Source organism: Agromyces protaetiae (assembly GCF_030866785.1).
Classification (GTDB): domain Bacteria; phylum Actinomycetota; class Actinomycetes; order Actinomycetales; family Microbacteriaceae; genus Agromyces; species Agromyces silvae.
This window is the reverse complement of record NZ_CP133018.1, coordinates 2552571-2575023: the sequence shown is the minus strand read 5'-3', so window position 1 is coordinate 2575023 and position 22453 is coordinate 2552571. Positions and strand designations below refer to the sequence as shown.

General features: G+C 72.4%; 21 protein-coding genes. 10 read left to right on the top strand and 11 right to left on the bottom strand.

Going from position 1 to position 22453, the window contains the following annotated elements; genetic code table 11:
- Nucleotides 1-38: 38 nt before the first annotated feature.
- The 3 genes from QU602_RS11855 to QU602_RS11845 all read left to right on the top strand — a co-directional run bounded on the left by QU602_RS11855 (nucleotide 39) and on the right by QU602_RS11845 (nucleotide 2326).
- Nucleotides 39-929: an NAD(P)-dependent oxidoreductase gene (locus QU602_RS11855; RefSeq protein ID WP_308796665.1), complete on the top strand. Its 891-nt coding sequence runs from the start codon at nucleotides 39-41 to the stop codon at nucleotides 927-929.
- Nucleotides 926-1435: a PaaI family thioesterase gene (locus QU602_RS11850; RefSeq protein ID WP_308796664.1), complete on the top strand. Its 510-nt coding sequence runs from the start codon at nucleotides 926-928 to the stop codon at nucleotides 1433-1435. The genes QU602_RS11855 and QU602_RS11850 overlap by 4 nt, the downstream gene beginning before the upstream one ends.
- A gap of 141 nt (nucleotides 1436-1576) precedes the next feature.
- Nucleotides 1577-2326 (top strand): SDR family NAD(P)-dependent oxidoreductase, encoded by a 750-nt coding sequence (locus tag QU602_RS11845; RefSeq protein WP_308796662.1) that lies wholly within the window; start codon nucleotides 1577-1579, stop codon nucleotides 2324-2326.
- A gap of 53 nt (nucleotides 2327-2379) precedes the next feature.
- Here the strand turns inward: QU602_RS11845 and rfaE2 are convergent, their stop codons facing one another.
- Nucleotides 2380-3891, bottom strand: a complete 1512-nt coding sequence (gene rfaE2, locus QU602_RS11840) for a D-glycero-beta-D-manno-heptose 1-phosphate adenylyltransferase (protein WP_308796661.1) — start codon at nucleotides 3889-3891, stop codon at nucleotides 2380-2382.
- 150 nt (nucleotides 3892-4041) lie between these two features.
- Between rfaE2 and QU602_RS11835 the strand changes: the two genes are divergently transcribed.
- Nucleotides 4042-5211 (top strand): glycosyltransferase family 9 protein, encoded by a 1170-nt coding sequence (locus QU602_RS11835; protein ID WP_308796660.1) that lies wholly within the window; start codon nucleotides 4042-4044, stop codon nucleotides 5209-5211.
- Here the strand turns inward: QU602_RS11835 and QU602_RS11830 are convergent.
- From QU602_RS11830 to QU602_RS11800, 7 genes are read right to left on the bottom strand one after another with little or no spacing between them, the layout of a single operon-like run.
- Nucleotides 5141-5839: an SDR family NAD(P)-dependent oxidoreductase gene (locus QU602_RS11830; protein ID WP_308796659.1), complete on the bottom strand. Its 699-nt coding sequence runs from the start codon at nucleotides 5837-5839 to the stop codon at nucleotides 5141-5143. The two genes, QU602_RS11835 and QU602_RS11830, sit on opposite strands and share 71 nt — an antisense overlap.
- Nucleotides 5840-5871: 32 nt before the next feature.
- Entirely contained in the window at nucleotides 5872-7230 is a 1359-nt protein-coding gene (locus QU602_RS11825) for a PfkB family carbohydrate kinase (protein ID WP_308796658.1), read from the bottom strand.
- Nucleotides 7227-7838 carry a D-sedoheptulose-7-phosphate isomerase gene (locus tag QU602_RS11820; protein WP_308796657.1) on the bottom strand — a complete coding sequence of 204 codons (612 nt, stop codon included), beginning with the start codon at nucleotides 7836-7838 and terminating at the stop codon, nucleotides 7227-7229. The genes QU602_RS11825 and QU602_RS11820 overlap by 4 nt, the downstream gene beginning before the upstream one ends.
- The gene (locus QU602_RS11815; protein ID WP_308796656.1) at nucleotides 7835-9133 is read right to left on the bottom strand and encodes a glycosyltransferase; all 1299 of its coding nucleotides are present in this window, start codon (nucleotides 9131-9133) and stop codon (nucleotides 7835-7837) included. Before QU602_RS11815 ends, QU602_RS11820 begins: the two co-directional genes overlap by 4 nt.
- Nucleotides 9118-10185 (bottom strand): glycosyltransferase, encoded by a 1068-nt coding sequence (locus tag QU602_RS11810; RefSeq protein ID WP_308796655.1) that lies wholly within the window; start codon nucleotides 10183-10185, stop codon nucleotides 9118-9120. Before QU602_RS11810 ends, QU602_RS11815 begins: the two co-directional genes overlap by 16 nt.
- Nucleotides 10182-11231 carry a glycosyltransferase family 9 protein gene (locus QU602_RS11805; protein ID WP_308796654.1) on the bottom strand — a complete coding sequence of 350 codons (1050 nt, stop codon included), beginning with the start codon at nucleotides 11229-11231 and terminating at the stop codon, nucleotides 10182-10184. Before QU602_RS11805 ends, QU602_RS11810 begins: the two co-directional genes overlap by 4 nt.
- Complete coding sequence (locus QU602_RS11800) at nucleotides 11228-11785, bottom strand: D-glycero-alpha-D-manno-heptose-1,7-bisphosphate 7-phosphatase (protein WP_308796653.1); 558 nt, start codon at nucleotides 11783-11785, stop codon at nucleotides 11228-11230. The genes QU602_RS11805 and QU602_RS11800 overlap by 4 nt, the downstream gene beginning before the upstream one ends.
- 96 nt (nucleotides 11786-11881) lie before the next feature.
- Here QU602_RS11800 and QU602_RS11795 point away from each other — a divergent pair, with 96 nt between their 5' ends.
- Entirely contained in the window at nucleotides 11882-12838 is a 957-nt protein-coding gene (locus QU602_RS11795; RefSeq protein WP_373692809.1) for a glycosyltransferase family 9 protein, read from the top strand.
- A 17-nt stretch (nucleotides 12839-12855) separates the two neighbouring features.
- On the opposite strand, the gene QU602_RS11790 is transcribed toward QU602_RS11795, so the two are convergent.
- Nucleotides 12856-13686: a sigma-70 family RNA polymerase sigma factor gene (locus tag QU602_RS11790; RefSeq protein WP_308796652.1), complete on the bottom strand. Its 831-nt coding sequence runs from the start codon at nucleotides 13684-13686 to the stop codon at nucleotides 12856-12858.
- A 242-nt stretch (nucleotides 13687-13928) separates the two neighbouring features.
- On the opposite strand from QU602_RS11790, the gene QU602_RS11785 reads away from it, so the two are divergent.
- From QU602_RS11785 to QU602_RS11775, 3 genes are all read left to right on the top strand, one after another.
- Nucleotides 13929-15818 carry a sialidase family protein gene (locus QU602_RS11785; protein ID WP_308796651.1) on the top strand — a complete coding sequence of 630 codons (1890 nt, stop codon included), beginning with the start codon at nucleotides 13929-13931 and terminating at the stop codon, nucleotides 15816-15818.
- Nucleotides 15819-15924: 106 nt separating this feature from the next.
- Nucleotides 15925-17910 (top strand): threonine--tRNA ligase, encoded by a 1986-nt coding sequence (thrS, locus tag QU602_RS11780; protein WP_308796650.1) that lies wholly within the window; start codon nucleotides 15925-15927, stop codon nucleotides 17908-17910.
- The gene (locus QU602_RS11775) at nucleotides 17907-18473 is read left to right on the top strand and encodes an HIT family protein (RefSeq protein ID WP_308796649.1); all 567 of its coding nucleotides are present in this window, start codon (nucleotides 17907-17909) and stop codon (nucleotides 18471-18473) included. The genes thrS and QU602_RS11775 overlap by 4 nt, the downstream gene beginning before the upstream one ends.
- A gap of 61 nt (nucleotides 18474-18534) precedes the next feature.
- Here QU602_RS11775 and pdxY read toward each other — a convergent pair whose 3' ends face one another.
- On the bottom strand, nucleotides 18535-19386 hold the full coding sequence (pdxY, locus tag QU602_RS11770) for a pyridoxal kinase PdxY (RefSeq protein ID WP_308796648.1): 852 nt from the start codon (nucleotides 19384-19386) through the stop codon (nucleotides 18535-18537).
- Nucleotides 19383-20774: an aminotransferase class I/II-fold pyridoxal phosphate-dependent enzyme gene (locus tag QU602_RS11765; RefSeq protein ID WP_308796647.1), complete on the bottom strand. Its 1392-nt coding sequence runs from the start codon at nucleotides 20772-20774 to the stop codon at nucleotides 19383-19385. The genes pdxY and QU602_RS11765 overlap by 4 nt, the downstream gene beginning before the upstream one ends.
- Before the next feature lie 117 nt (nucleotides 20775-20891).
- On the opposite strand from QU602_RS11765, the gene pdxS reads away from it, so the two are divergent.
- Nucleotides 20892-21782: a pyridoxal 5'-phosphate synthase lyase subunit PdxS gene (pdxS, locus tag QU602_RS11760; protein ID WP_308796646.1), complete on the top strand. Its 891-nt coding sequence runs from the start codon at nucleotides 20892-20894 to the stop codon at nucleotides 21780-21782.
- Nucleotides 21779-22432 (top strand): pyridoxal 5'-phosphate synthase glutaminase subunit PdxT, encoded by a 654-nt coding sequence (gene pdxT, locus QU602_RS11755; RefSeq protein WP_373692808.1) that lies wholly within the window; start codon nucleotides 21779-21781, stop codon nucleotides 22430-22432. The genes pdxS and pdxT overlap by 4 nt, the downstream gene beginning before the upstream one ends.
- Nucleotides 22433-22453 lie beyond the last annotated feature (21 nt).

Genomic DNA, 22453 nt, shown 5'->3' with positions numbered 1-22453 from the left:
CTCGGCAGGAAGTGCGCGGCGGAAGGCGGATGTGGCACATGACGACAACTCCCCATGGGTTCATCGGACTCGGGCTGATGGGCTCCGCGATCGCCGCACGCCTGCTGACGAGGCATCCGTTGACCGTCTGGAACCGCACGCCCGCCGCATCGGTGCCGCTCGCGGAAGCCGGCGCAGTCGTCGCCGGCTCGGCCGCTGAGGTGTTCGCGACCTCGCGCACGGTGTTCGTCATGGTGAGCGACGAGCGGGCGCTCGACGACCTGCTCGGCACGGTCGGGCGCCACCTCGCGGACACGACGCTGGTGCAGATGAGCACCGTGCCGCCCGGCTACTCCGAGTCGCTCGCGCGCCGAGTCGCCGAGGCCGGCGGACGGTACGTCGAAGCGCCGGTCTCCGGGTCACGACAGCCCGCTCTCGACGGCCGGCTCATCGGCATGCTCGCCGGGGACGACGACGTGGTCGACGAGGTGGCACCGTTGCTCGAGCCGGTCTGCGCGACCGTCGTCCGCTGCGGTGCGCCGCCGCAGGCGATGCGCATGAAGCTCGCCGTGAACACATTCCTCATCACCGTCGTCACCGGCCTCGCCGAGTCCTTCCACTTCGCCGAGACGCACGGGCTCGACGCCGGCCTGCTGGCAGAGATCCTGGGCGCCGGACCCATGGCGTCGTTCGTGTCGCGCGCGAAGGCCGCCGCGATCGTCTCGGGCGACTTCACACCGCAGGCGGCGATCCCGGATGTGCTGAAGAACGCGAACCTCGTCGTCACGTCCGCCCGTGAACATGCGACGGCGGCCTCGCTCATGACGACGTGCGCCGAGCTGTACGCCGAGGCGCTGGCGCTCGGGCACGACGGTGACGACATGGCCGCGGTCATCTCGGCCTATCGGGCCCGCACCGCGCAGCTGCGCGCCGAGACGAGCGCGTCATGAGCGCCGACGGCGCCGCCACGCCGCTCAGCGTGCTCGACTACCTCCAGCGGCAGGTCTCGGGCCGGCTCCGGCCAGAGGACTCGACGTGGCTGCGGTATCCGACACCGGTCTCCGGGTTGCTGGGGATCCGGGTCATCGATGCCGGTGAACGCTCCGCGACGCTCAGCATGGATGTGACGCCCGCGGTCCACGGCAATCAGCAGGGCACCGTGCACGGCGGGACGATCGCCGAGCTCGCCGATGCGGCGATCGGTACGGCGCACTCCACGGTGATCGGCGAGGGCGAGTCGTTCGCCACCATCGAGTTGACCGTTCGCTTCCTCCGCCCCGTCTGGCAGACCACGCTCACCGCAGTGGCGTCGGCGGCATCGGCCGGCCGGACCATCAGCCACTATCGGTGCGAGATCCGCGACGACGACGATCGCCCGGTCGCCGTCGCCGACAGCTCGATCATCACGCTCCGCGGCGACGCCGCCGACCGGTCCGGGCCGCGCGCCCGCTCGTGAGTTGTCCGAGGCTGCGGCGCCGGTCCAGTTCGGCGCGGTGGACCTGGCGCGACGGCCGGGCGCACGCCAGGCTGGAAAGCGCTGGAGAGCGCTGGAAGGCGCTGGAAAGCGCTGGAACGGACGGAAGGAAGTGAACCTCGTATGACCGGCACCGTCGCCATCGTCACCGGAGGCAGCCGCGGCATCGGCCGTGCCGTCCTGCGGCGCCTGACCCGCCGCGGCCATGCCGTGGTGTTCACCTACACGACCGACGAGCGGGGCGCCGACGACGTTCTGACGGAGGCGGCCGAGAGCGGCGCCACCGTGCGCGCGCTGCGCGGCGACATCACCGCGGCGGACGCTCCGGCGCGCCTCGCCGACGCCGCCGACGAGCTGGGGGAGCTGACCGTCCTGGTCAACAACGCCGGGGTGACCGGCCCGATCGGGCCACTGCGTACGGTCACCGATGCGACGATCGCACGGGTGCTGGACGTCAACCTCGGGGCGACGTTACGGCTGTGCCGTGAGGTCGTCGGCCGCTGGGAGTCCCGGGCAGTCCGCGACGACCGCAGTATCGTGAACGTCTCGTCTATCGCTGCGCGCACGGGCGCGCCGGGCGAGTACGTCTGGTACGCCGCATCGAAGGCCGGCGTGGAAGCGCTCACGGTCGGGCTGGCCAACGAGGTCGCCCCTCGGCGTATCCGTGTCAACGGGGTCAGCCCGGGAACGACCGCGACGACCATCCACGCGCGCGCCGGCCGGCCCGACCGCGCCGCCGAGGTCGGCGCGCGCACGCCGCTGGGGCGCCCCGGGGACCCGGACGAGATCGCGGCGGCCGTGGAGTGGCTGGTCTCGGGTGACGCGGGGTACGTCACCGGCAGCATCATCGACGTGACCGGCGGGATCCGGTGACGCCAGGGCAGGTGCAGGGCGGCTGAGCGACGGGATCCCTCACCCCGGCCGCGTCAGGTGGGTTCCCCGGTCTGCGCTCGGATCCGCTCGACGACCGCGCTCGTCGAGTGCGCCGCGACGTAGCCCACGGTCCGCACCTCGCCCCCGTAGGCGCGCACCGTGGGGGTCTCCTCGAGCATGTCGGGCGTGTAGTCCCCGCCCTTGACGTAGACGTCCGGACGGAGTGCCTCGAGCAGCGCGACCGGCGTGTCCGCGTCGAACAGCGTGACGTAGTCCACGCACTCCAGGGCCGCGAGCACGCCCGCACGGTCGGTCTCGTCGTTCACCGGCCGGCCGGGGCCTTTGAGCCGGCGCACCGAGGCGTCGGCGTTCACCGCGACGATCAGGCGGTCGCCGAGCCGTTTCGCCTCCCGGAGATACGTCGTGTGGCCGAGATGCAGCACGTCGAAGCATCCGTTCGTGAACACGATGCGCAGCCCGGCTTCTCGGTCCCCGGCGATGACCCGGGCCAGTTCCTCGGCGGGCAGGATCGCCGGACGGGCCGCGCCGAGCTCGGCGGCGAGGTCCGCCGCCGAGCAGACGCTCGTGCCGAGGGCTCGTACGACGACGTCGGCGGCCCGCTGCGCGACGGTGGCGGCGTCGTCGAGTCGCCCGCCGACCGCGAGCGCGGTCGTCAGTGCCGCCGCGAACGTGTCGCCGGCGCCCGACGCGAACCGTTCGGCCACGGGATGCGCGATCGTCGTCGTGGGCGCCTCGCCGCGCTGCAGCGCGACCGTTCCGTCCCGGTCGAGGGTCACCACCATGCGGTCGGCGCCCGCGGCGTCGAGCAGCTGGTCCTCCGCGGCGATCACGGCGTCGATGCGTTCCCGGCCGGCGCGCCAGACCTGATCGACGAGCGCGGCGGCCTCGAGTGCGTTCGGCACGACGACATCGGGGCGGATGTCTCGCCAGCGCGCCGGGTCGTGGGCGTCGACCACGACGTGCGGAGGCCGCCGGTCCTCGAGCGCGCACGTGACCGCCGCGGTGAGCGACTCGCCGCCGTAGTCGCTCACGAGCAGCGCGGCCGCACCGTCGATCGACGCGCTCAGCACCGCGGCGAGCGCCGGAGCGAGCTCCGCGGGGTCCACCCCCTCATCGGCGGGACGAGCCGTCTCGTCGGCGCGCACGAGCACCTGGTCGTCGGCGACGATCCGGGTCTTCACCGGCGTGACCATGCCGCCGCGTCGGAGCACGCCGGCGCAGTCCACGCCCGCGGCACGCAGCAGCCGCACCACCTCGTCGCCCGCCGCATCCGCCCCCACGACGCCGACGAACCTGACCCGAGCGCCCAACGCCGCCGCATTCGCCGCCGCGTTCGCCGCGCCGCCCGCCGCCGACCGACGCTCGGCGACCTCGACGACCGGCACCGGCGCCTCCCGGCTGAGCCGTGCGCTGGTGCCGCTCCACCACCGGTCGAGGATGGCGTCACCGGCCACGACCACCAGAGGAGCGAGTGCCACCATGCGTGCGGGGATGGTCTCGAAGGTGCTCATGGCCGGGACGTACCCGTTGCCGGCGTGAGTCATGCGCGCCCTCAGCGCATTCGAGGTTCGACGAAGGTTTCACGCCGGCCGCGATCGGGCAGAGTCCCAGGAGAGCCGGACGCCGCCCGGGCAGCGGCGGCCGTCGCCGCAGCCGCGGCGGCTCATGTGCGCCCGCGTATTCGAGGAGGACACATGCCCGTCGTGACCGTCGACGAACGTCCTTTCCCAGACGTCCGTCGCATCGCGGTGCTCCGCGGGGGCGGGCTCGGCGACCTCCTCCTCGCGATGCCCGCCATCGACGCGCTCGCCGCGGTGTACCCGGACGCCGAGCTCGTCCTGCTGGGCAGTCCGCTGCACGCCGCACTGCTGCGCGGCCGGCCGTCGTCGGTCTCACGGGTCGAGGCGCTGCCGGCGCTGCCCGGGATCCGGGAGGAGGCGCCCGGCGAACCGGCCGAGAGCGCCACGGCCTTCCGTGCGCGCCTCGCGCACGTCGGCGGGTTCGACCTCGGAGTGCAGCTGCACGGGGGAGGCCGGTACTCGAACCCGTTCCTCCGCACGCTCGCGCCGCGGCGCACGGTGGGACTCGCGACCGACGACGCCGAGCGGCTCGACCGCACGCTGCCGTACGTGTACTACCAGCACGAGATCATGCGGTGGCTCGAGGTCGCGGCGCTCGCCGGCGCGCCGCCCGTGACGCTCGAGCCCCGCATCCGGCTGACCGAGGCGGAGTTCGCCGCGGTCGCGGCCCATGTGCCCGCCGACGGCGCGCCGCTCGCCGTCATCCACGCCGGAGCCGGCGACCCGCGACGGCGCTGGCCGCCCGGTCGCTTCGCGCAGGTCGCCGCCGCACTGCTCGACGACGGCGCGCACGTGCGCCTCGTCGGCGATGCCGCGGACGCCGAGCTGGCGGACCGGGTCGCCGACGAGGCCCGCGACCTCTGCGACACCGACATCGACGGCCGGATCTCGGTGCTCGCGGGCCGCCTCGCGATCGGTGAGACCGCCGCGCTCGCCGCGTCGTCGGCCGTCATGATCGCGAACGACAGCGGCCCGCGTCATCTGGCCCAGGCCGTCGGGGCGTCGACGGTCGGCGTCTTCTGGTTCGGGAACGTCGTGAACGCCGCGCCCTTCGCTCGGGCGAGGCACCGGGTGCACCTCGCGTTCACGGTGCGCTGCCCGGTGTGCGACGCCGATGTCACACAGGTCGGATGGACCGCGCCGCGCTGCGAGCACGACGTCTCGTTCGTGGCCGATGTGGCGGTAGCACCCGTGCTCGCCGACGCCCGTCAGCTCATGGCCATGAGCTCTCTTCGGCGTGGCACACGAGCAGCTCACGAATCTCGGAGCCCGGTGGCCGGCTGAGGGCGAACACCACCGCGGCGGCGACGTCGGCGGGATCGCTGAGCTTCGCGTCCGGGCCCGGGCGATACTGCTCGTCGCGGTCGTCGAAGAAGTGCGTGCGCATACCGCCCGGGATCAGCGTCGTGACCCCCACCCGCCCCTTCGTCTCCGCGGCGAGCGCGCGCGAGAACCCGAGCACGCCGAACTTCGATGCGCAGTAGGCCGTCGCGTCCGAGACGGCGGAGAGCGCCAGCGTGGAGGCCACGGTCACCACGCGACCGGCGGATGCTTCGAGATGGGGGAGTGCGGCGCGCACCGCGGCGACCGTGCCGAGCAGGTTCACCGCGATCACGCGCTCCCACTCGACGGGGTCGATGCGGTCGAGGCGACCGGGGCGATCGATGCCCGCGGCGGTGACGAGCCCGTCGAGGCCGCCGTCGTTCGTCGCGATCTCCTCGATGACGTGCTCGAGCCGGCGGGCGTCCGAGACATCCGCCTGGTGCGTCTCGTGTCGGGCGTCGGCCGGCACGATGCGGTCGAGCACGATGGGCGTGCCGCCGCCGTCGGCGATGGCGTCGGCGATCGCCGCGCCCAGCCCGGCACTGCCGCCGGTGATCACGATGCGTCCGAGAGCTGTGGGGTCCGGCATGCTGGTGGTTCCTTTCGGTCGATGGCGTGGATTCACCCGACCGCGGCCAGCGCGGCGGCGAGTGCGGAAGACGAGCGGGCGGGATGCTGCGGCACGGAGACCGCCCTGCCGCCCCATTCGGCGAGCACGCCGGTCTCGGGGATCTCGGTGTCGCGGTAGTCACCGCCTTTGACCCAGAGGTCGGGGGCCAGCCGGCGCAGTGCGCCGACCGGGGTGTCCTCCTCGAACACGAGGACCGCGTCGACGCAGGCGAGGGCGAGCAACAAGTCCACCCGGTCGGGCTCGGCGATGATCGGCCGGCCGTGCCCCTTGAGACGCCGCACCGAGGCATCGGAGTTCAGGCAGACGATGAGGCAATCGCCCATCGCGCGTGCGGCCTGCAGGGTGCGGACGTGCCCCGCATGGAGCAGATCGAAGCAGCCACCGGTCGCGACGACGGTGCCGCCGGTCGCGCGCGTGGTCGACACGACTCCGAGCGCGTCCGAGCGCCCGTGGACCGGCACCGGTGGCGTGCCGGCGTCGAGTGTGGCGACGCCGCCCGCACGCAGGAACTCGGCGGCGCGGTCCACGCCGAGCCGCATCGCCTCGTGCGCGTCCGCGCCGCGCGCGAGCGCGGTGGCGGCCTCAGCCGCGAGCCGATCGCCGGCGCCGCAGGGGTCGATGCCGTGCACCGCCGACACCGGCAGCACGGCCGGCAGGTGCCGGCCGTCGGCGAGCACCGCACCGAGCGGACCGAGCGTCACACCGACCGCCGCAGCCCGCCAGATCTGCCGCAGACTCGCCGCGGCGGGCACCGCCTCGGCGACGTTCGCGATGCGACGGCCGGTGGCGCCCGACGCCTCCGCGGCATTCGGTGTGACGAGGCTCAGGCCCGCGATCGGCCGTGAGCCTCGCGGGTGCGGGTCCCATACGATCGGCCGGTCCGCTGCGGCCCGGCGGAGCGTTCGACGAAGGCCGGGGTCGGCGAGGACGCCGCGCCCGTAGTCGGCGACGACGACCGCGTCGGCCGAAGCGAGCACGGCGGCGGCCTCGTGGGCGAGCGTCAGCGCGGGCACATCCCGGCATGCCTCGTCGAGGCGGGCCACTGCATGCCCGTCGGCGCGCACGCGCGTCTTCACGGGGGTCGGTCCGAGCAGACGCCCGGCCACGAGCTGGATGCCGACGAGCGCCGCGCGCAGCCGGTCTGCCGCGGCGTCGTCGGCGAGCGCGGTGATCAGCGTGACCTCGACGCCGTCACGCGCGAGCAGCGTCGCCACCAGACCGGCGCCGCCGGCTCGATCCGTGGCGTGCACGACATCGACGACGGGGACGGGCGCGTCGGGACTCAGCCGGGTGGCGCCGCCGTCGAGGTCCACGTCGAGGAGGCTGTCGCCGACCACCGCGATCCTCATCCCGCGCCACCGATCGCCGCGTCGAACGCGACACACAGGGCGTGCACCGCCACGAGCTCGGCCTCCTGGACGTTCGCCGCCGTGCCCGGCAGGGTGATCGCCTCGTCGCACACGGTCGCGAGCGGGTTCGGCGCCGGACCGGTGATCGCCCACCGCCTGGCTCCCGCGCGGCGTGCGGCGTCGGCCGCCGCCAGCAGATTGGCGCTCGCCCCGCTCGTCGAGAGCAGCAGCAGGACGTCGCCCGGTCTGGCGTGGGCGAGCACCTGGCGTGCGAAGACCTGCTCGAAGCCGTAGTCGTTGGCGATCGCCGTCACCGCCGACGAGTCCGTGTTCAGCGCGATCGCGGCGAACGGGCGGCGGTCCTCGCGGAAGCGCCCCACGAACTCGGCGGCGAGATGCTGTGCCTCGGCGGCCGAGCCGCCGTTGCCGGCCACGAGCAGGCGGGACCCGGACCCGAGCCGGGTCGCGAGGTGCATCGCCCACGCCGCGAGTCGAGGCGCCTCGAGCTCGAGCGCGTCCAAGACCGGCCGGAGACCGCGCGTGTGCGCGGCGATCGATCGCGCCAGCCGGGGTGCGGCGGTCGCCGGAGCCGCCTGCCGGACGATCACCGCCGGGCCTCGCTTCGCCGGATCGTCGTCGCGCCGTCATCCGGCTCGGCGGCCGCGCGCGCGACGCCGGCACCCGCACCTCGCACACGGGCGACGACCGAGCGGTAGCAGCGCTCCGTGTCGGCCGCGACCCGGTCCCACGAGTACCGGCTCAGCATGCGCCGGCGGCCGTTCGCGCCGAGCCGGTCGCGCTCGGTCTCGTCGTCGAGCAGGCTTTGGACGACCGACGCGATCGCCTCCACGTCGCGCGGCGGGACGTGGCGCCCGGTCCGGCCGTCCACGACGCTGTCGATGAGGCCACCGACCGACGAGGCCACCACCGGGACGCCGCACGCCATCGCCTCCAGGGGCACGATGCCGAACGGCTCGTACCAGGGCGTGCACAGCACGAGGTCGGCCGATCGATACAGGGTCGGCAGCTCCGCCTGGGGAAGCCGGCCGCGCAGCTCGATGCGCGCCGCCGCGCCCGAACGCTCGGCGATGCCGCGGAGCCGCTCGAGCTCGGGATCTGTGCGGTCGTCGGCCTCGGCGCCGCCGCCGACCACGATCAGCTCGAGATCGACGCCCTGCTGCGCGAGCGCGGCGACGGCCTCGATCACCGTGCCTACGCCCTTCCGTGGCACGAGACGCCCCACGCTCAGCACGCGGTAGCGCGCCCGTCGCGGGTCAGCCGGTCCATCCGGGGTGAAGTGATCGAGGTCGACGCCGCAGGGGATGACGGTGATGCTGCGGCGGTCCACGCCGAGGTTGCGGAGCTCGAACGCCTCATCCGAACACGTCGCGACGATCCCATCGGCCCGGCGGCCGACGTCCGGCTCGAGCCATTCCCGTTCGGGTGGGCTCGTGTCCAGTGCGCCCTGATGGCGGCGCTTGACGACGCCGAGCGCATGGAACGTGTGCACCACGGGCATGGGCGCGTTCGCGACGGCCCAGTCATCCGCGGCCGTGAGCGCGGCCACGCCCGACATCCAGAAATGGCTGTGCACCAGGTCGGGGCGGAAGCGCTCCCAGTCCGCACGTGCACCGGCCGCGAGATCCGGGATGAACGGCAGCAGCAGATCCTTCGACACCGGTGCCGGTGGGCCGGCGTCGAGGTGCACGACATCGACCCCGTCGGCGAAGCCGACCCTCGGCGGAAGGTCGGGATCGTCACGTCGGGTGTAGACCCGAACCTGGTGCCCGCGTCGGGCGAGCGCGGTCGACAGGGCCGCCACATGGACGTTCTGTCCGCCGGCGTCGACCCCGCCGAGGGTGGCCAGTGGGCTGGCGTGTTCGGAGATCATCGCGATTCGCATGTCGTCCCTTTCCGTTCTCGTGCCGAGGTCTCACCCGACGCCGCGACGTGCGCGGTGCGGCTCGTGGCGGCGCCGCTCCGGCGGCTGGTCCGTTCGACGACGTCGGCGAGCAGGGCATCCCACTCGCCCAGGAACCGGCCGAGGCCATAGCGATCGAGCGCCGCCCGGCGTCCAGCGGCACCGAGCCGCGCGGCCTCGACGGGGTCCTCGATCAGCGAACGTGCGGCAGCCACCAGCGTGTCGACACTCGTCGAGAGGACGCCGGCGCCGGGCGGCACGGCCCGGACCGCCTCGGTGGTGCCGAGCACGATCACGGGCATGCCGAGCGCCATGGCTTCGAGCAGCGACAGCCCGAGCGAGGTCCAGCGCGCGAGGTGCAGGTAGGCGCGGCGGTCCGCCATCGACGCGTGCAGGTCGGCCGGCGCCAGATCGCCGACCGGGCGGAGCCGTGCTTCGTCGAGTCCGAGCGCGGCGGGGAGCTCGGTGACGCCCATGCCGTAGGCGTCGATGCCGCCGGCGCTGCCGAAGCTCGCCAGCAGGTCGGCGCCCACGACGCGCCGCCGGCGCACCGGCTCGTTCGCCACGAAGGCGAGCCGTTCCAGACGGCCGGTGTAGTGCAGCCCCGGATCCGGCACCCCGTGCTCGATCACGACGGTGGGTGCGCGCCCGGAGTCCCACACCACCCGGTTGAACTGCGTCACGTGCACGATGGGGATGTCGTCGCGGTCGGCGAGCGCATGCCGTTCCGTCACCGGTTCCCGCTTGGGCGTGTTGTGTTCGAGGAAGACGGCCGCCAGGTCCCTGCCGGGTCGTCGTCCCGTGAGCTGCTCGACCGCGCTGAGCTCGTCGGGCCGCTGGAGGACGACGACGTCGATCTCCTCGTCGTGCAGGGCGCCGGGGTCGACCTCGATCGCGCTGACCGGCCACGGACGACCGCCGCGCCCGAGCCCCCATGGCCCGTGGCTCGGGTCGGTCGGCAGGAGGTAGGTATGGCGACCCTGCACGAAGCCGTCCATCCACCCGCCGTGCACATGCCAGATGAGGATCCTCATGTCGCGATCACCTCGACCTGGGCAGCCGACGGCGTGCGTGCGACACCCAGCACGGCCTCCACCACCGTCGCAGGGGTCACGTCGGCCAGGCATGGATGGCCCGGCACGGGGCACACCCGAGCCCGGCTTCCGGCGCATGCGGTGTCCGTCCGTCCGAGCACGACCACGGGAACCCCGAACGGACGCCAGCACCGTTCGGAGACGACCGGCGAGAACAGGCTCACCACGGGGCTGCCGACCGCGGCCGCGAGATGTGCGGCACCGGTGTTGCCGACCACGACCGCCGCCGCGCCGGCGAGCACCCCGGACAGCTGCCTGAGGTCCGTGCGGCCGCCGAGATCGAGCCCCGCCTCGCCCGCGACCCACGCCGTCAACTCGCGCTCGCGCGCCGAGCCGGTCACGACCACGCCGAGGCCGGCGTCGCGCAGCCGCTGCACGGCCGCACGGTGATGTCCGGCCGGCCAGGTCCTGGCCGGCACCGCGGCTCCGGGATGCACGACCACGTACGGTCGGGACCCGGTCAGCGCTGCGGTGTCCGGCGGCGGGGCCACCGCGAGCCGCCCGTCATCGTCCGCGGGAAGCACATAACCGGCCGCCGCGGCGATGCCGAGCGCGCGGGTGACCTCCGACTGCTCCTCGGCGAAGTCCTCACCGGGCCGGAGTCGCACGTCGAGCAGCGTGCCCGCGTAGTCGACGCTCGCGCCCGTGATCCTCGGGACCCCGGCGAGGCGCAGCAGCAGCGCGAGCGGGAGCGGGCTCTGGTGGAACGACGTGAGCACGATCGCCTCGTCGGGATCGAGCCCGCACACCAGCTCGATCAGCCGGTCGACGTGTCGGGGCGTCGCCGCGGGCGCCGGCTCGACGATCCACGGCGCCGCCCACACCTCGGTCTGGTGGACCCCGGGGAGCAGGGAGCCGGCCTCCGCGCCGTTCGGACCGCACAGCAGCTCGACGCGTGCGCGTGCGGCGACGGCCCGGATGGCCGGGCCGGCGAGCAGCACGTCGCCCGCGCTGTCGAGGCGCGCGACCAGCACCGTGCCGGTCATGCCGGCACCTCCGAGCCGAGGGCCGCTGACACCGCGGCGAGGAGCGTCCGCGCCACCACGGGGGCGGCGCCCACCTCCTCGGGCCGGGTCTCCGGCGTCGGGACGAGCACGGCTCGCGCTCCCGCCGCGAGTGCCGCCGAGACATCCGCGCCGATGTCCCCGATTACGACCACCGACGACGCAGCGACCCCGAGCTCACGTGCCGCGCGCAGGACCAGCCCGGGCGCCGGCTTCCGGCAGTCGCAGCCGTCGCCGGGGCCGTGCTCGCACACCGCCCAGACCTCGAACGGCCCGAGCAGAGCGTCGACCCGCGCGTTCACCGCCGCCACCTGCATCGGCGTGATGAGTCCGCGTGCGACTCCGGACTGATTGGTCACCACGCCGATGCGGATGCCTCGCGCCCTGAGCAGGCCGAGGGCGGCGCGGGCCGTCGGCATGACCATGACCTGCTCGGGATCCCCGTTATAGGGCACGTCTCTCACGAGCGTGCCGTCGCGGTCGAACAGCACGGCCGCGGGTGCCCCCACGGCGCTCGAAGCAGTGACCAGGGTCATGCTGGAGTACTTCCCATCGGGAGCGGGCGTCAAACGTCGCCGGTTCCCGAAGGCGGAGCCCTTCCGCCGCGCGGTCCCGCCTGGAAGGGTGGTGGCGTGGTCGTTCGCGCGGATCGCCGGCACGACCCGCGGCCGATCATGCTCGTGCTGCGGGCGCTCAAGCTCGGAGACCTGCTCGTCGCGGTGCCCGCGCTCGCCGCACTGCGACGCGCGTATCCGCGGCATCGGATCGTGCTCGCGACGACGGGTTGGCTCGAGCCCATTGTCGACCTCGTGGGCGCCGTCGACGAGCTCGTGCCGACCCCGGGCCTGTCGCGACCCATCGACGTCGGTGGGCGGGAGGTCGATGTGGCCGTGAACCTGCACGGCTGCGGCCCGGAGAGCGCCGAACTCCTCGCGGCACTGCGTCCGCGTGCGCTCATCGCCCACCGGCCCGACGCGCCAGACGGGCCTCGCTGGGTCGACGGGATGCTCGAGCGCGAGCGCTGGGCCCGGCTCGTGCGGGCGTTCGGCGCCGAGGCCGACGCCGACGAGGTGCGCATCTCGACCCCGGCGGGCCCTCCGGTGGTCAGCCGCGCTGCGGTCGTGCACGTCGGGGCGTTCTACGGTTCGCGCCGGTGGCCGGCCGAGCGGTTCGCCGCGGTCGCCCGGAACCTGGCGGCGGCGGGGGAGACCGTGGTCTTCACCGGTGGCGACGCCGACCGCGCACGCGCCGTGGCCATCGCCGGCGCGGCGGGAATCGGCGCCGATCGGGTGCTGGCCGGGCGGCTCGGACTCGCCGAGTTCGCCGCGGTCGTGGCATCCGCACGCCTGCTCGTGTCCGTCGACACCGGCGCCGCGCATCTCGCCTCGGCGTACCGGGTACCCTCGGTCGTGATCTTCGGTCCCGCGCCGCCGTCCGAGTGGGGCCCGCCGCCTGGGCCGCACGTGGTGCTGACCCGGGCCGAGCTCCGCCGAGGCGACACCTTCTCCGATGAGCCAGACCCGGCACTCCTCGCGGTGCACGCCGACGAGGTCGTGCGTGCGCTCGAACGGCTCCGTGCGGGCGCGTGAACCGCGTGCGTCGCGGCTCATCCGGCGTCGAGCTCCTCGGGGTCGCCGACCGCATGCGGGTCGGCGGTCACGCGCGCCCGCAGTCTGATGAGAATGCTCGTGAGCAGCCGTGACACCTGCATCTGCGTCACCCCGATGTCGGCGGCGATCTCACGCTGCGTCCGCTCCTCGAAGAACCGCAGGTAGACGATCCGACGATCGCGCGGCGGCAGGGCCGCGATCGCGCGGCGAACCAGCAGGCGTGTGTCGGCGCCCTCGAGTCCGACGTCGACCGCGCCGAGCATGGCGTCCGCGCTCGACTCGTCGTCGCCGCGCTCGTCGAGCGAGATCGGATGCAGGCTCGTGGGGGTCGCGATCGCCTCCTGCACGGCCTGCCGCGAGGTCTGCAGGTAGACCGCGATCTCGCCGGCGGTCGGCTCGTGCCGCAACTGCTGTGCCAGATCAGGCATCGCCCGTACGGCGGCGGCCCGGAGCTCCTGCACGCTGCGGGGCGGGCGCACGAACCAGCCCAGGTCGCGAAGATACCGTTTGACCTCGCCGCTGATGGTCGGCACGGCGTAGGGCACGAACGCGTCACCTCGCACCGGGTCGAACCGGTGCACCGCGTTGATCAACCCGACACAGCCGACCTGTCGCAGGTCGCCGAGATCGCGATAGCGCGGTGCGAGCCGCCGGACGAGCCCGTCGACGAGGTCGAGGTGCTCGAGCACGATCTCGTCCTCGACGAGCCGCCGGGGCCGCCCGCTCAGCCCGCCACGTTCCCGGAACCTGGCCCTGGTCCACTGCTCGCGCTCTGCCCAGCGCTGTCGGACCGCCTCCGCTCGCGCGGACCTCGCTGTTCCGATCACCGTGCGACCCCCTCGGTCCGTGCGGAGGAGCCGAATGCCCGCCGACTCCCGCAGGACATACCTCGCGAGCGCTTCTCGGAAGGGAGTTGAGAAGCCGCGGCAGGAGCGTTATAAGCGCTCGGGGCGCGCGGGCGAGCACCGCGGCCGGACCGAGCCGGTCATTGACCCCGCGCTCGCCAGCCGGTAGGTTCCACGCAAGCAATTCGGAATGCGCAGTTTCAACTAGTGAAACGGAGCCCACTGTGACTCGTTCCATCCGTCCGCGCACCACCATCTCGATCGGCGCCGTCGCGGCGCTCATCCTCACCCTCAGCGCGCCGGTCGGTCCGGCCGCCGCGGCCGATCCGGCGATCCACATCGCGAGCAGTGGCGTGATCCACACGGGATCGGCGACCGCTCAGGTCGTGATCTCGACGCTCGCCAAATCCGATGACGGCGACCTCGTCGCCTTCTACAACACCGGGAACGACGGTGCAGCCGATGTCGGAATCATGACCACACGTTCGGAGGACGATGGGGCGACCTGGACGACTCCGTCGCAGTTCATCGCTCCGAGCAATCCCGCGTCCCGCATCTCGGCGGGCTCGGCGACGACGCTCGACGACGGCACCATGCTGTTGCCCTACACCCTGCAGACGATCCATCAGCACTATCTCAATCGCGAGACCGACCTCTACCTCGCGCGCTCGGCCGACGGGGGGATCACCTGGACCGGGCACGATGCGCCGGTCACGGTCACGCCCGACTGGTACGGCGCGTTCCAGTTCGGCGAGCTCGTCGAGCTCGCCGATGGCACGCTGCTCATGCCGATCTGGGGCAGCGCGAAACCGCCCGCCTCGACGGACTACGCGAACCTCAACCCCGAGCCGCTGCTGAGCGGCGTCCTGCGCTCGACCGACGCGGGGCTCACGTGGGGCGAGTTCAGTGCGTTCGACCCGTTCCTCGATGCGCCGCTCCGCCCGCTCAACGTGGCATGGATGCCCGCCGGCCTGAACGAGGCCACGATCGTCGAGCTCCGAGACGGCCGGCTCATGGCGAGCATGCGGTACGACTCCCGGATCTTCGACCGGACCGGGTACCTCACCTATTCCGACGACGGCGGGCGGACCTGGTCGGAGCCCGTCGTGACCGGCCTCGCCGCGCGCGGCCCGGCAGCCTTCGTCACCTCCTGCTCCGAGGGCTTGCCCGGGGCGGCGTCGAAGGTGCTCTACACGACCGCCGAAGGTTCCGCGCTCAAGATGTACACGACCTATGACGGCGGCACGACGTTCGGCAATGTCACCAACGTGCAACTGCCGACCGGAGTCACGAACCCGATCTACGCCGACGCCGAGTACCTCTCGGACGGCCGGCTGTTCGTGCTGTTCACGGGCAACCACCGGCTCGCGTACAACATCCTCGAGGAGTCCGACGCCACCGAATGCGCGAACGAGCTTGCCGCGAGCACCGCGGCCAGCGAGGCCAACCCGACCCTCTACATCGACCGTGCCGGCGCAGCCGACTGGGACTACCCGTACGCGCATCGCCGCACGACGGTCGCAGCCGACGCCACCATGGCGAGTCTCCGAACGACGGCGCTGAGCCTGTCCTCGGCCGGCTCGGGATCGATCTCGCTCACGCACGGCGGCATCCCGCTGCCGCTCACCGGCACGGTCTCGGAGGCCGGGCTGAGCTCAGGCGATGTGGTGGTCGTCGGTGCGAAGCGGCTCAGCGACCCCGAGCTGCGGGTCGGTCTTGTGGACTACGACGACCGCCCGCTCACGCGCCGCGCCGCGAACTTCGATGACGAGCTCGGGTTCAACGCCGGCTGGGACATCCGTCGGCGCAGTCTCGTCGTGAACTACCCGCTCGCCAGCGGCGAGGTGATCGGGGCGATCCACCTGCGCGACTCCAACTCGTCGAACGCGATCACGGCGGCGAACATCGAGGTGTACACGAGTCCCGACGGCGTCACCTGGACGCCGCGCACCGGATTCACCGTGAGCAAGGCGACGGTCGGCGGCCGGAGCGTCGTGACCGTCGACGGGGTCGACGCAGACGTTCCCTACGCGAAGATCCGCTTCTCGGACACCCCAGGTGGGTACACCCTCGTCACGCAGTCGCACGCCGACGTCACCGTGACCATCGAGTGAGTCCGCGCGCCGATGCGGGGCGGGGTCGCGCGGCCCTCCCCGCATCGGCCGAGTCCGCGCCGCACTACAGTTGAAGGGTTCGTCTTCGAGAGAAAGTGGATCCACAGTGGCCGACGGCTTCGAGCTCTTCACCGACCGATCCGTTGTCGCGATGCGCGTCAACGGCGAGCTCAAGGATCTGGCCACGACGGTCACCGAAGCCGACACGGTCGAGCCCGTGACGATCGACTCGCCCGACGGGCTCTCGATCCTGCGCCACTCGACCGCGCACGTGCTCGCGCAGGCCGTGCAGACGATCAATCCCGAGGCGAAGCTCGGCATCGGGCCGCCCGTCACCGACGGCTTCTACTACGACTTCGACGTCGCGCAGCCGTTCACCCCCGAAGACCTCAAGGCGCTCGACAAAGAGATGGCGCGCATCGTCCGCTCGGGGCAGCGGTTCATCCGGCGCGTCGTCACCGACGACGAGGCGCGCGCCGAGCTCGCGGACGAGCCCTACAAGCTCGAGCTCATCGGTCTCAAAGGGCACGCCGGGCACGGTGAGTCGAGCGGCGACGACCACGAGTCGGTCGAGGTGGGCGCCGGCGAGCTGACGATCTACGACAATGTCGACCCGAAGACGGGCGACGTGGTCTGGAAGGACCTCTGCCGCGGCCCGCACCTGCCGAACACGCGCATGATCGGCAACGGCTGGGCGCTCATGCGCGTCGCCGCGGCCTACTGGCGCGGGTCGGAGAAGAACCCGCAGCTGCAGCGCATCTACGGCACCGCGTGGCCGACGAAAGACGAGCTCCGCGCGTACCAGACCCGCCTCGAGGAGGCCGCGAAGCGCGACCACCGCAAGCTCGGCAGCGAGCTCGACCTGTTCAGCTTCCCCGACGAGATCGGCTCGGGCCTCGCGGTGTTCCACCCCAAGGGCGGCATCATCCGGTACGAGATGGAGGAGTACCTGCGCCGGCAGCTGCTGGCGAACGGATACGACTTCGTCAACACCCCGCACATCACCAAGGCGCACCTCTACGAGGTCAGTCAGCACCTCAACTGGTACGCCGACGGCATGTTCCCGCCCATGCACCTCGACGAAGAGGTCGACGCCGAGGGCAACGTCACCCGGCAGGGGCAGGACTACTACCTGAAGCCCATGAACTGCCCGATGCACAACCTCGTGTTCCGCGCGCGCGGCCGGTCGTACCGCGAGCTGCCGCTCCGGCTGGCCGAGTTCGGCACCGTGTATCGCTATGAGAAGAGCGGCACGCTCTCGGGGCTCACCCGGGTCCGCGGTCTCACGCAGGACGACGCGCACATCTATGTGACCGACGAGCAGATCAAGGACGAGGTCGCCAGCCAGCTTGCGTTCGTGCTCGAGACGCTGCGTGGCTACGGGCTGACCGACTTCTACCTCGAGCTGTCGACCAAGGACCCGGTGAAGTACGTCGGCGACGACGCGCTCTGGGAGCAGGCGACGGCGACCCTCCGCGAGGTCGCGGTCGACTCGGGCCTCGAGCTCGTGGACGACCCGGGCGGGGCCGCGTTCTACGGACCGAAGATCTCGGTGCAGGCGCGCGACGCGATCGGCCGGACCTGGCAGCTGTCGACCGTGCAGCTCGACTTCAACCAGCCCGAGCTGTTCGAGCTGCGCTACGCCGCAGCCGACGGCACACAGAAGCAGCCCGCCATGATCCACCGGGCGCTGCTCGGCTCGGTCGAGCGGTTCTTCGCGATCCTGCTCGAGCACTATGCGGGCGCCTTCCCGGCCTGGCTCGCGCCGGTGCAGGTCGTGGGCATCCCGGTCGCCGACGAGTACGCGCCCTACCTCGGCGCCATCCTGACCCAGCTGAAGGGTGCGGGCGTGCGCGCCGAGCTCGACTCGACCGACGACCGCATGCAGAAGAAGATCCGCACGCACACGAAAGACAAGGTGCCGTTCCTGCTCATCGCGGGTGAGAACGACCGCAGCGCCGAGACGGTGAGCTTCCGGTTCCGTGACGGCACACAGGAGAACGGGGTGCCCGTCGCCGACGCGATCGCGCGGATCCGCGACGCCATCGACGAGCACCGGCAGATCTCGACGCGGGACGACCTGTTCGCATGACGGCCTACGGCGCTGACGAGTTCGAGGGCGTGCCCACGCAGCTCTCGAGCGACCTGGCGGCGGTGCCCGACGCCTTCCAGCGTCTCTGGACGCCGCACCGACTGGTCTACATCCAGCACGGGCAGCAGCCCGACGAGCACGCATGCCCGTTCTGCCGGGCGCCCGAGCTCTCCGACGAGCAGTCGCTCATCGTCGCGCGAGGCGAGCACGCCTATGTGCTGCTGAACCTCTACCCGTACAACAGCGGGCACGTGCTGGTGTGCCCGTACCGGCACATCCCGACCTACGACGAGGCGAACCCAGAGGAGGTCGCCGAGATCGGTGAGCTCACGCAGATCGCGATGCGCGTGCTGAAGCAGGTCTCGAAGTGCGACGGGTTCAACATCGGCATGAACCAGGGCCGCATCGCGGGCGCCGGCATCGCGGAGCACCTGCACCAGCACATCGTGCCCCGCTGGGCGCTGGACTCGAACTTCTTCCCGATCATCGCGGGCACCAAGGCGCTGCCGCGCCTGCTCGGCGAGGTCCGTCAAGAGATCGCGGACGCCTGGCCTCAACGCTAGTCAGTCGAGCGGATGCCTCGTGCGGCGCGCGCACGAGGCATCCGCTCGCTCGTGGCCGGGCTCAGCGCACCTGCTGGACCGTGAACTGCATGCTCGGGTGCGCGTACGCCTCCTGCGACTCGACGAGCTGCAGCTCGCGCGCGCCGGATTCATAGGTGCGCGTGAGCAGGTCGAAGACGCTCGACGTGGTGCGCGCGAGCGCGTCTGCCGCGTCACCGGTGCGACGGTAGTGCGCCGTGAACAGCGCCGCCGTGACGTCGCCCGAGCCGTTCGCCTTCATCGGCAGCATGGGCGTCTGCACGATCCACGCGCCGCGGTCGTCGACCGCGAGCATCTCGATCGTGCCCTCGGGACGGTCGGGCCGTTCGACGCTCGTGACCAACACGGTGCGCGGGCCGGTCGCGCGGATCAGGTCGGCCGAGACCAGCGTCGACTCGAGCGTGTCGGGCTCGGTGTCGGTGAGGAAGCCGAGCTCGAACTGGTTCGGCGTGATCAGGTCGGCCGCGGGCACGACGCGGTCGCGCAGCAGGATCGGGATCGCGGGCGCCACGAAGCATCCGCTCTTGGCGTTGCCCATGACCGGGTCGCAGGAGTAGATCGCGCCCGGATTCGCCGCCTTGACCCGTGCCACCGTCTCGAGGATGACGTCGGCGATGCCCTCTCCGCCCTGGTAGCCCGAGAGCACGACGTCCGTGTCGGTGAACGCACCGCGCTCCTCGATGCCGGTGATGACGTCGCGGACATCGTCGGGGGCGATCAGCGGGCCGCGCCACGCCCCGTAGCCCGTGTGGTTGGAGAAGTTCACGGTGTACACCGGCATCACCTCGACGCCGATGCGCTGCAGCGGGAACACGGCTGCGGAGTTGCCGACGTGGCCGTACGCCACGGCGGACTGGATGGAGAGGACTCTCATTGGACGGGTGCTTCCTTGTCTCTGGCCTGTTCTGGGGAGGTCGTGTCTGCGGCGACGAGCCGCCCTCCGGCCGCGCGAACCGCGGCGGCGATGTCGCTGGCGAGGCGGTCGGCGTCAGTGTCGTTCAGATCGTGCACGGTCAACCGGAGCCGGCGTGCTGCCGGCGCGTCGGCGAGCACGAAGGCGTCGCCGGCACGCGCGAGCCAGCCGCGCCGCATGAGCTGCTCCGAGACGTCACGGGCCGGCACCGGAAGCGCGACCCAGAGGTTGACGCCGTCGCCGGCCGTCGCGGGCACGCCGAGCGCGGTCAGCCGTGCGGCGAACGCGCGATTGCGCTCGGCGTAGTGCGCGCCGGCCGCCTCGATGCCCGCCGCGACGTCGGGATCGGTCACGAGCGCGAGCGTCAGCCGCTGCAGCAGATGACTCACCCAGGTGGTCCCCGGCGTGAGCCGCATCGCGAGACGCTCGCCGGTGTCGGGATCTGAGGCGGTCACCGCGAGGCACATGTCGGGGCCCAGGAACTTGGACACCGAGCGCACGAGCGCCCAGCGCCGGTGCTCGGGGCCGATCAGGGAGTGGAACGGCTGCCGCGAGAGCATCGAGAAGTGGTCGTCCTCGATGACGAGCACGTACGGGTGCGCGCGAAGCACCGCCCGCAGCGCCTCGGCCCGGCGCGCCGAGACGCTCGCGCCAGTCGGGTTCTGCGCGCGCGGGGTGCACACGATCGCGCGCACGCCCTGCTCGAGCGCGTGGCGCAGGCCCTCGACGGTCATGCCCTCGTCGTCGATGGGGACCGGGACGACCCGGTAGCCGCCCACGCGCACCGTGTGGATGCTCGTGAGGAAGCATGGATCCTCGAGCGCCACGGCGTCGTCGCGGACGAGGGCCTGGGCGAGGAGCCGCTCGACTGCGTCGGCGGCACCGCTCGTGATGGTCAGTCGGAGGTCGGCGGGTGCCAGGTCGGCACTCATCCACTCGCGCGCCCAGTGTTCGAGCCCGGGGTCGATGACCGGCTCGCCGTAGAGCACGGGGCGACCCGCGACGCGCGCGAGCGCGGTGGACGGGTCGGGGATGAGGTCGGGGTCGGGGTTGCCGGTCGCGACGTCGCGGAGCACGTTGTCGGCCGCGAAGCCCTCTTGCGCCACCGCGGACCGGTCGGCGACGTGCGTGCCGCCGCGGCCGCGGGTGACGACGACACCGGCCTGCGTGAGCTGCCGGTACGCCGCGACCGCGGTGTTGCGGTTCACGCCGAGGTCGTCGGCGAGGGCGCGCACGGGCGGGAGCGGGTCGCCAGGGAGCAGCGCACCGCGTTCGATCAGTTCGCGCACGCTCGCGGCGATGTCGGCGGCCGAGCGGCCCGCGATCTGGAGGGTCAATTCACGATCCATGCTGCTCTCGAGTGTAGGCCCGGTCCATGCTACCTTTTGGCCTAGGTCAAGCGAACGCGTTGTCCACATGGCCGCATGTCTGCGCGAACGCGCGTCATCCGATGAAGGGAAGCCCCGATGAGCATTGCCGAGACTGGTTCGAGCCGCGTCAAGCGGGGCCTCGCCGAGATGCTGAAGGGCGGCGTCATCATGGATGTCGTCACCGCCGAGCAGGCGCGCATCGCCGAGGACGCCGGTGCGGTCGCGGTCATGGCGCTCGAGCGGGTGCCGGCCGACATCCGCGCACAGGGCGGCGTCGCGCGCATGAGCGACCCCGATCTCATCGAGGCGATCATCGCCGAGGTCTCGATCCCCGTCATGGCGAAGGCCCGCATCGGGCACTTCGTCGAGGCGCAGGTGCTGCAGGCGCTCGACGTCGACTACATCGACGAGTCCGAGGTGCTCTCGCCGGCCGACTACGTCAACCACATCGACAAGTGGGCGTTCAACACGCCGTTCGTCTGCGGGGCGACGAACCTCGGCGAGGCGCTCCGGCGCATCAACGAGGGCGCGGCGATGATCCGCTCGAAGGGCGAGGCCGGCACGGGGGACGTGTCGGAGGCGACCAAGCACATCCGCAAGATCAGCTCGGAGATCAACCAGCTGAAGTCGATGACCAAGGACGAGCTCTACGTCGCCGCGAAGGAGCTCCAGGCCCCGTACGAGCTCGTCGCCGAGGTCGCCGAGACCGGCAAGCTGCCCGTCGTGCTCTTCGTCGCCGGCGGCGTCGCGACGCCGGCCGACGCCGCCATGATGATGCAGCTCGGTGCCGACGGCGTGTTCGTCGGCTCGGGCATCTTCAAGTCGGGCAACCCGGCCGAGCGCGCGGCCGCGATCGTCAAGGCGACGACGTTCTACGACGACGCGTCCGTGATCGCCGAGGTCTCGCGCGGTCTCGGCGAGGCGATGGTCGGCATCAACGTCGCCGACCTCGCGGCGCCGCACCGGCTGGCCGAGCGCGGCTGGTGACGAACGCGGTGACGCTCCGAGGCGAGTCGCTCGGGCGGGCGGATGCTCCGGGCGGAGGTCCGCGCGTCGGCGTGCTCGCCCTCCAGGGCGACTTCCGTGAGCACGCGCGCGTGCTGAGCTCGCTCGGCGCCGAAGTCGAGCTGATCCGGCGGCCGGAGGAGCTCGCCGTGATCGACGGGCTCGTGATCCCCGGCGGCGAATCGACCGTCATGGACAAGCTGTCGCGGGCGTACGGGCTCGCCGAACCGCTTCGCGCCGCGATCGGCGCGGGCCTGCCGGTCTACGGCACGTGTGCCGGGCTCATCATGCTGGCCGACACGCTGCTCGACGCGATCGAAGGCCAGCGCACCTTCGGCGGCCTCGATGTCGTCGTCCGGCGCAACGCGTTCGGCTCGCAGAACCAGTCGTTCGAGACCGACCTCGACGTGCCGGCGCTCGGTGCCGACCCCGTGCACGCGGCGTTCATCCGCGGACCGGTCGTCGAGTCGGTGGGGGAGCGGGCGACGCCCCTCGCCTCGCTCGCCGACGGCCGCGTCGTCGCGGTCGAGCAGGGCGACCTGCTCGGCACGAGCTTCCACCCCGAGATCACGGGCGAGCACCGCTTCCACGCCTACTTCCTCGAGAAGGTGCGAGCGCGCGTCGGCGCGTAGATCTCCGACCAGCCGAGTGGG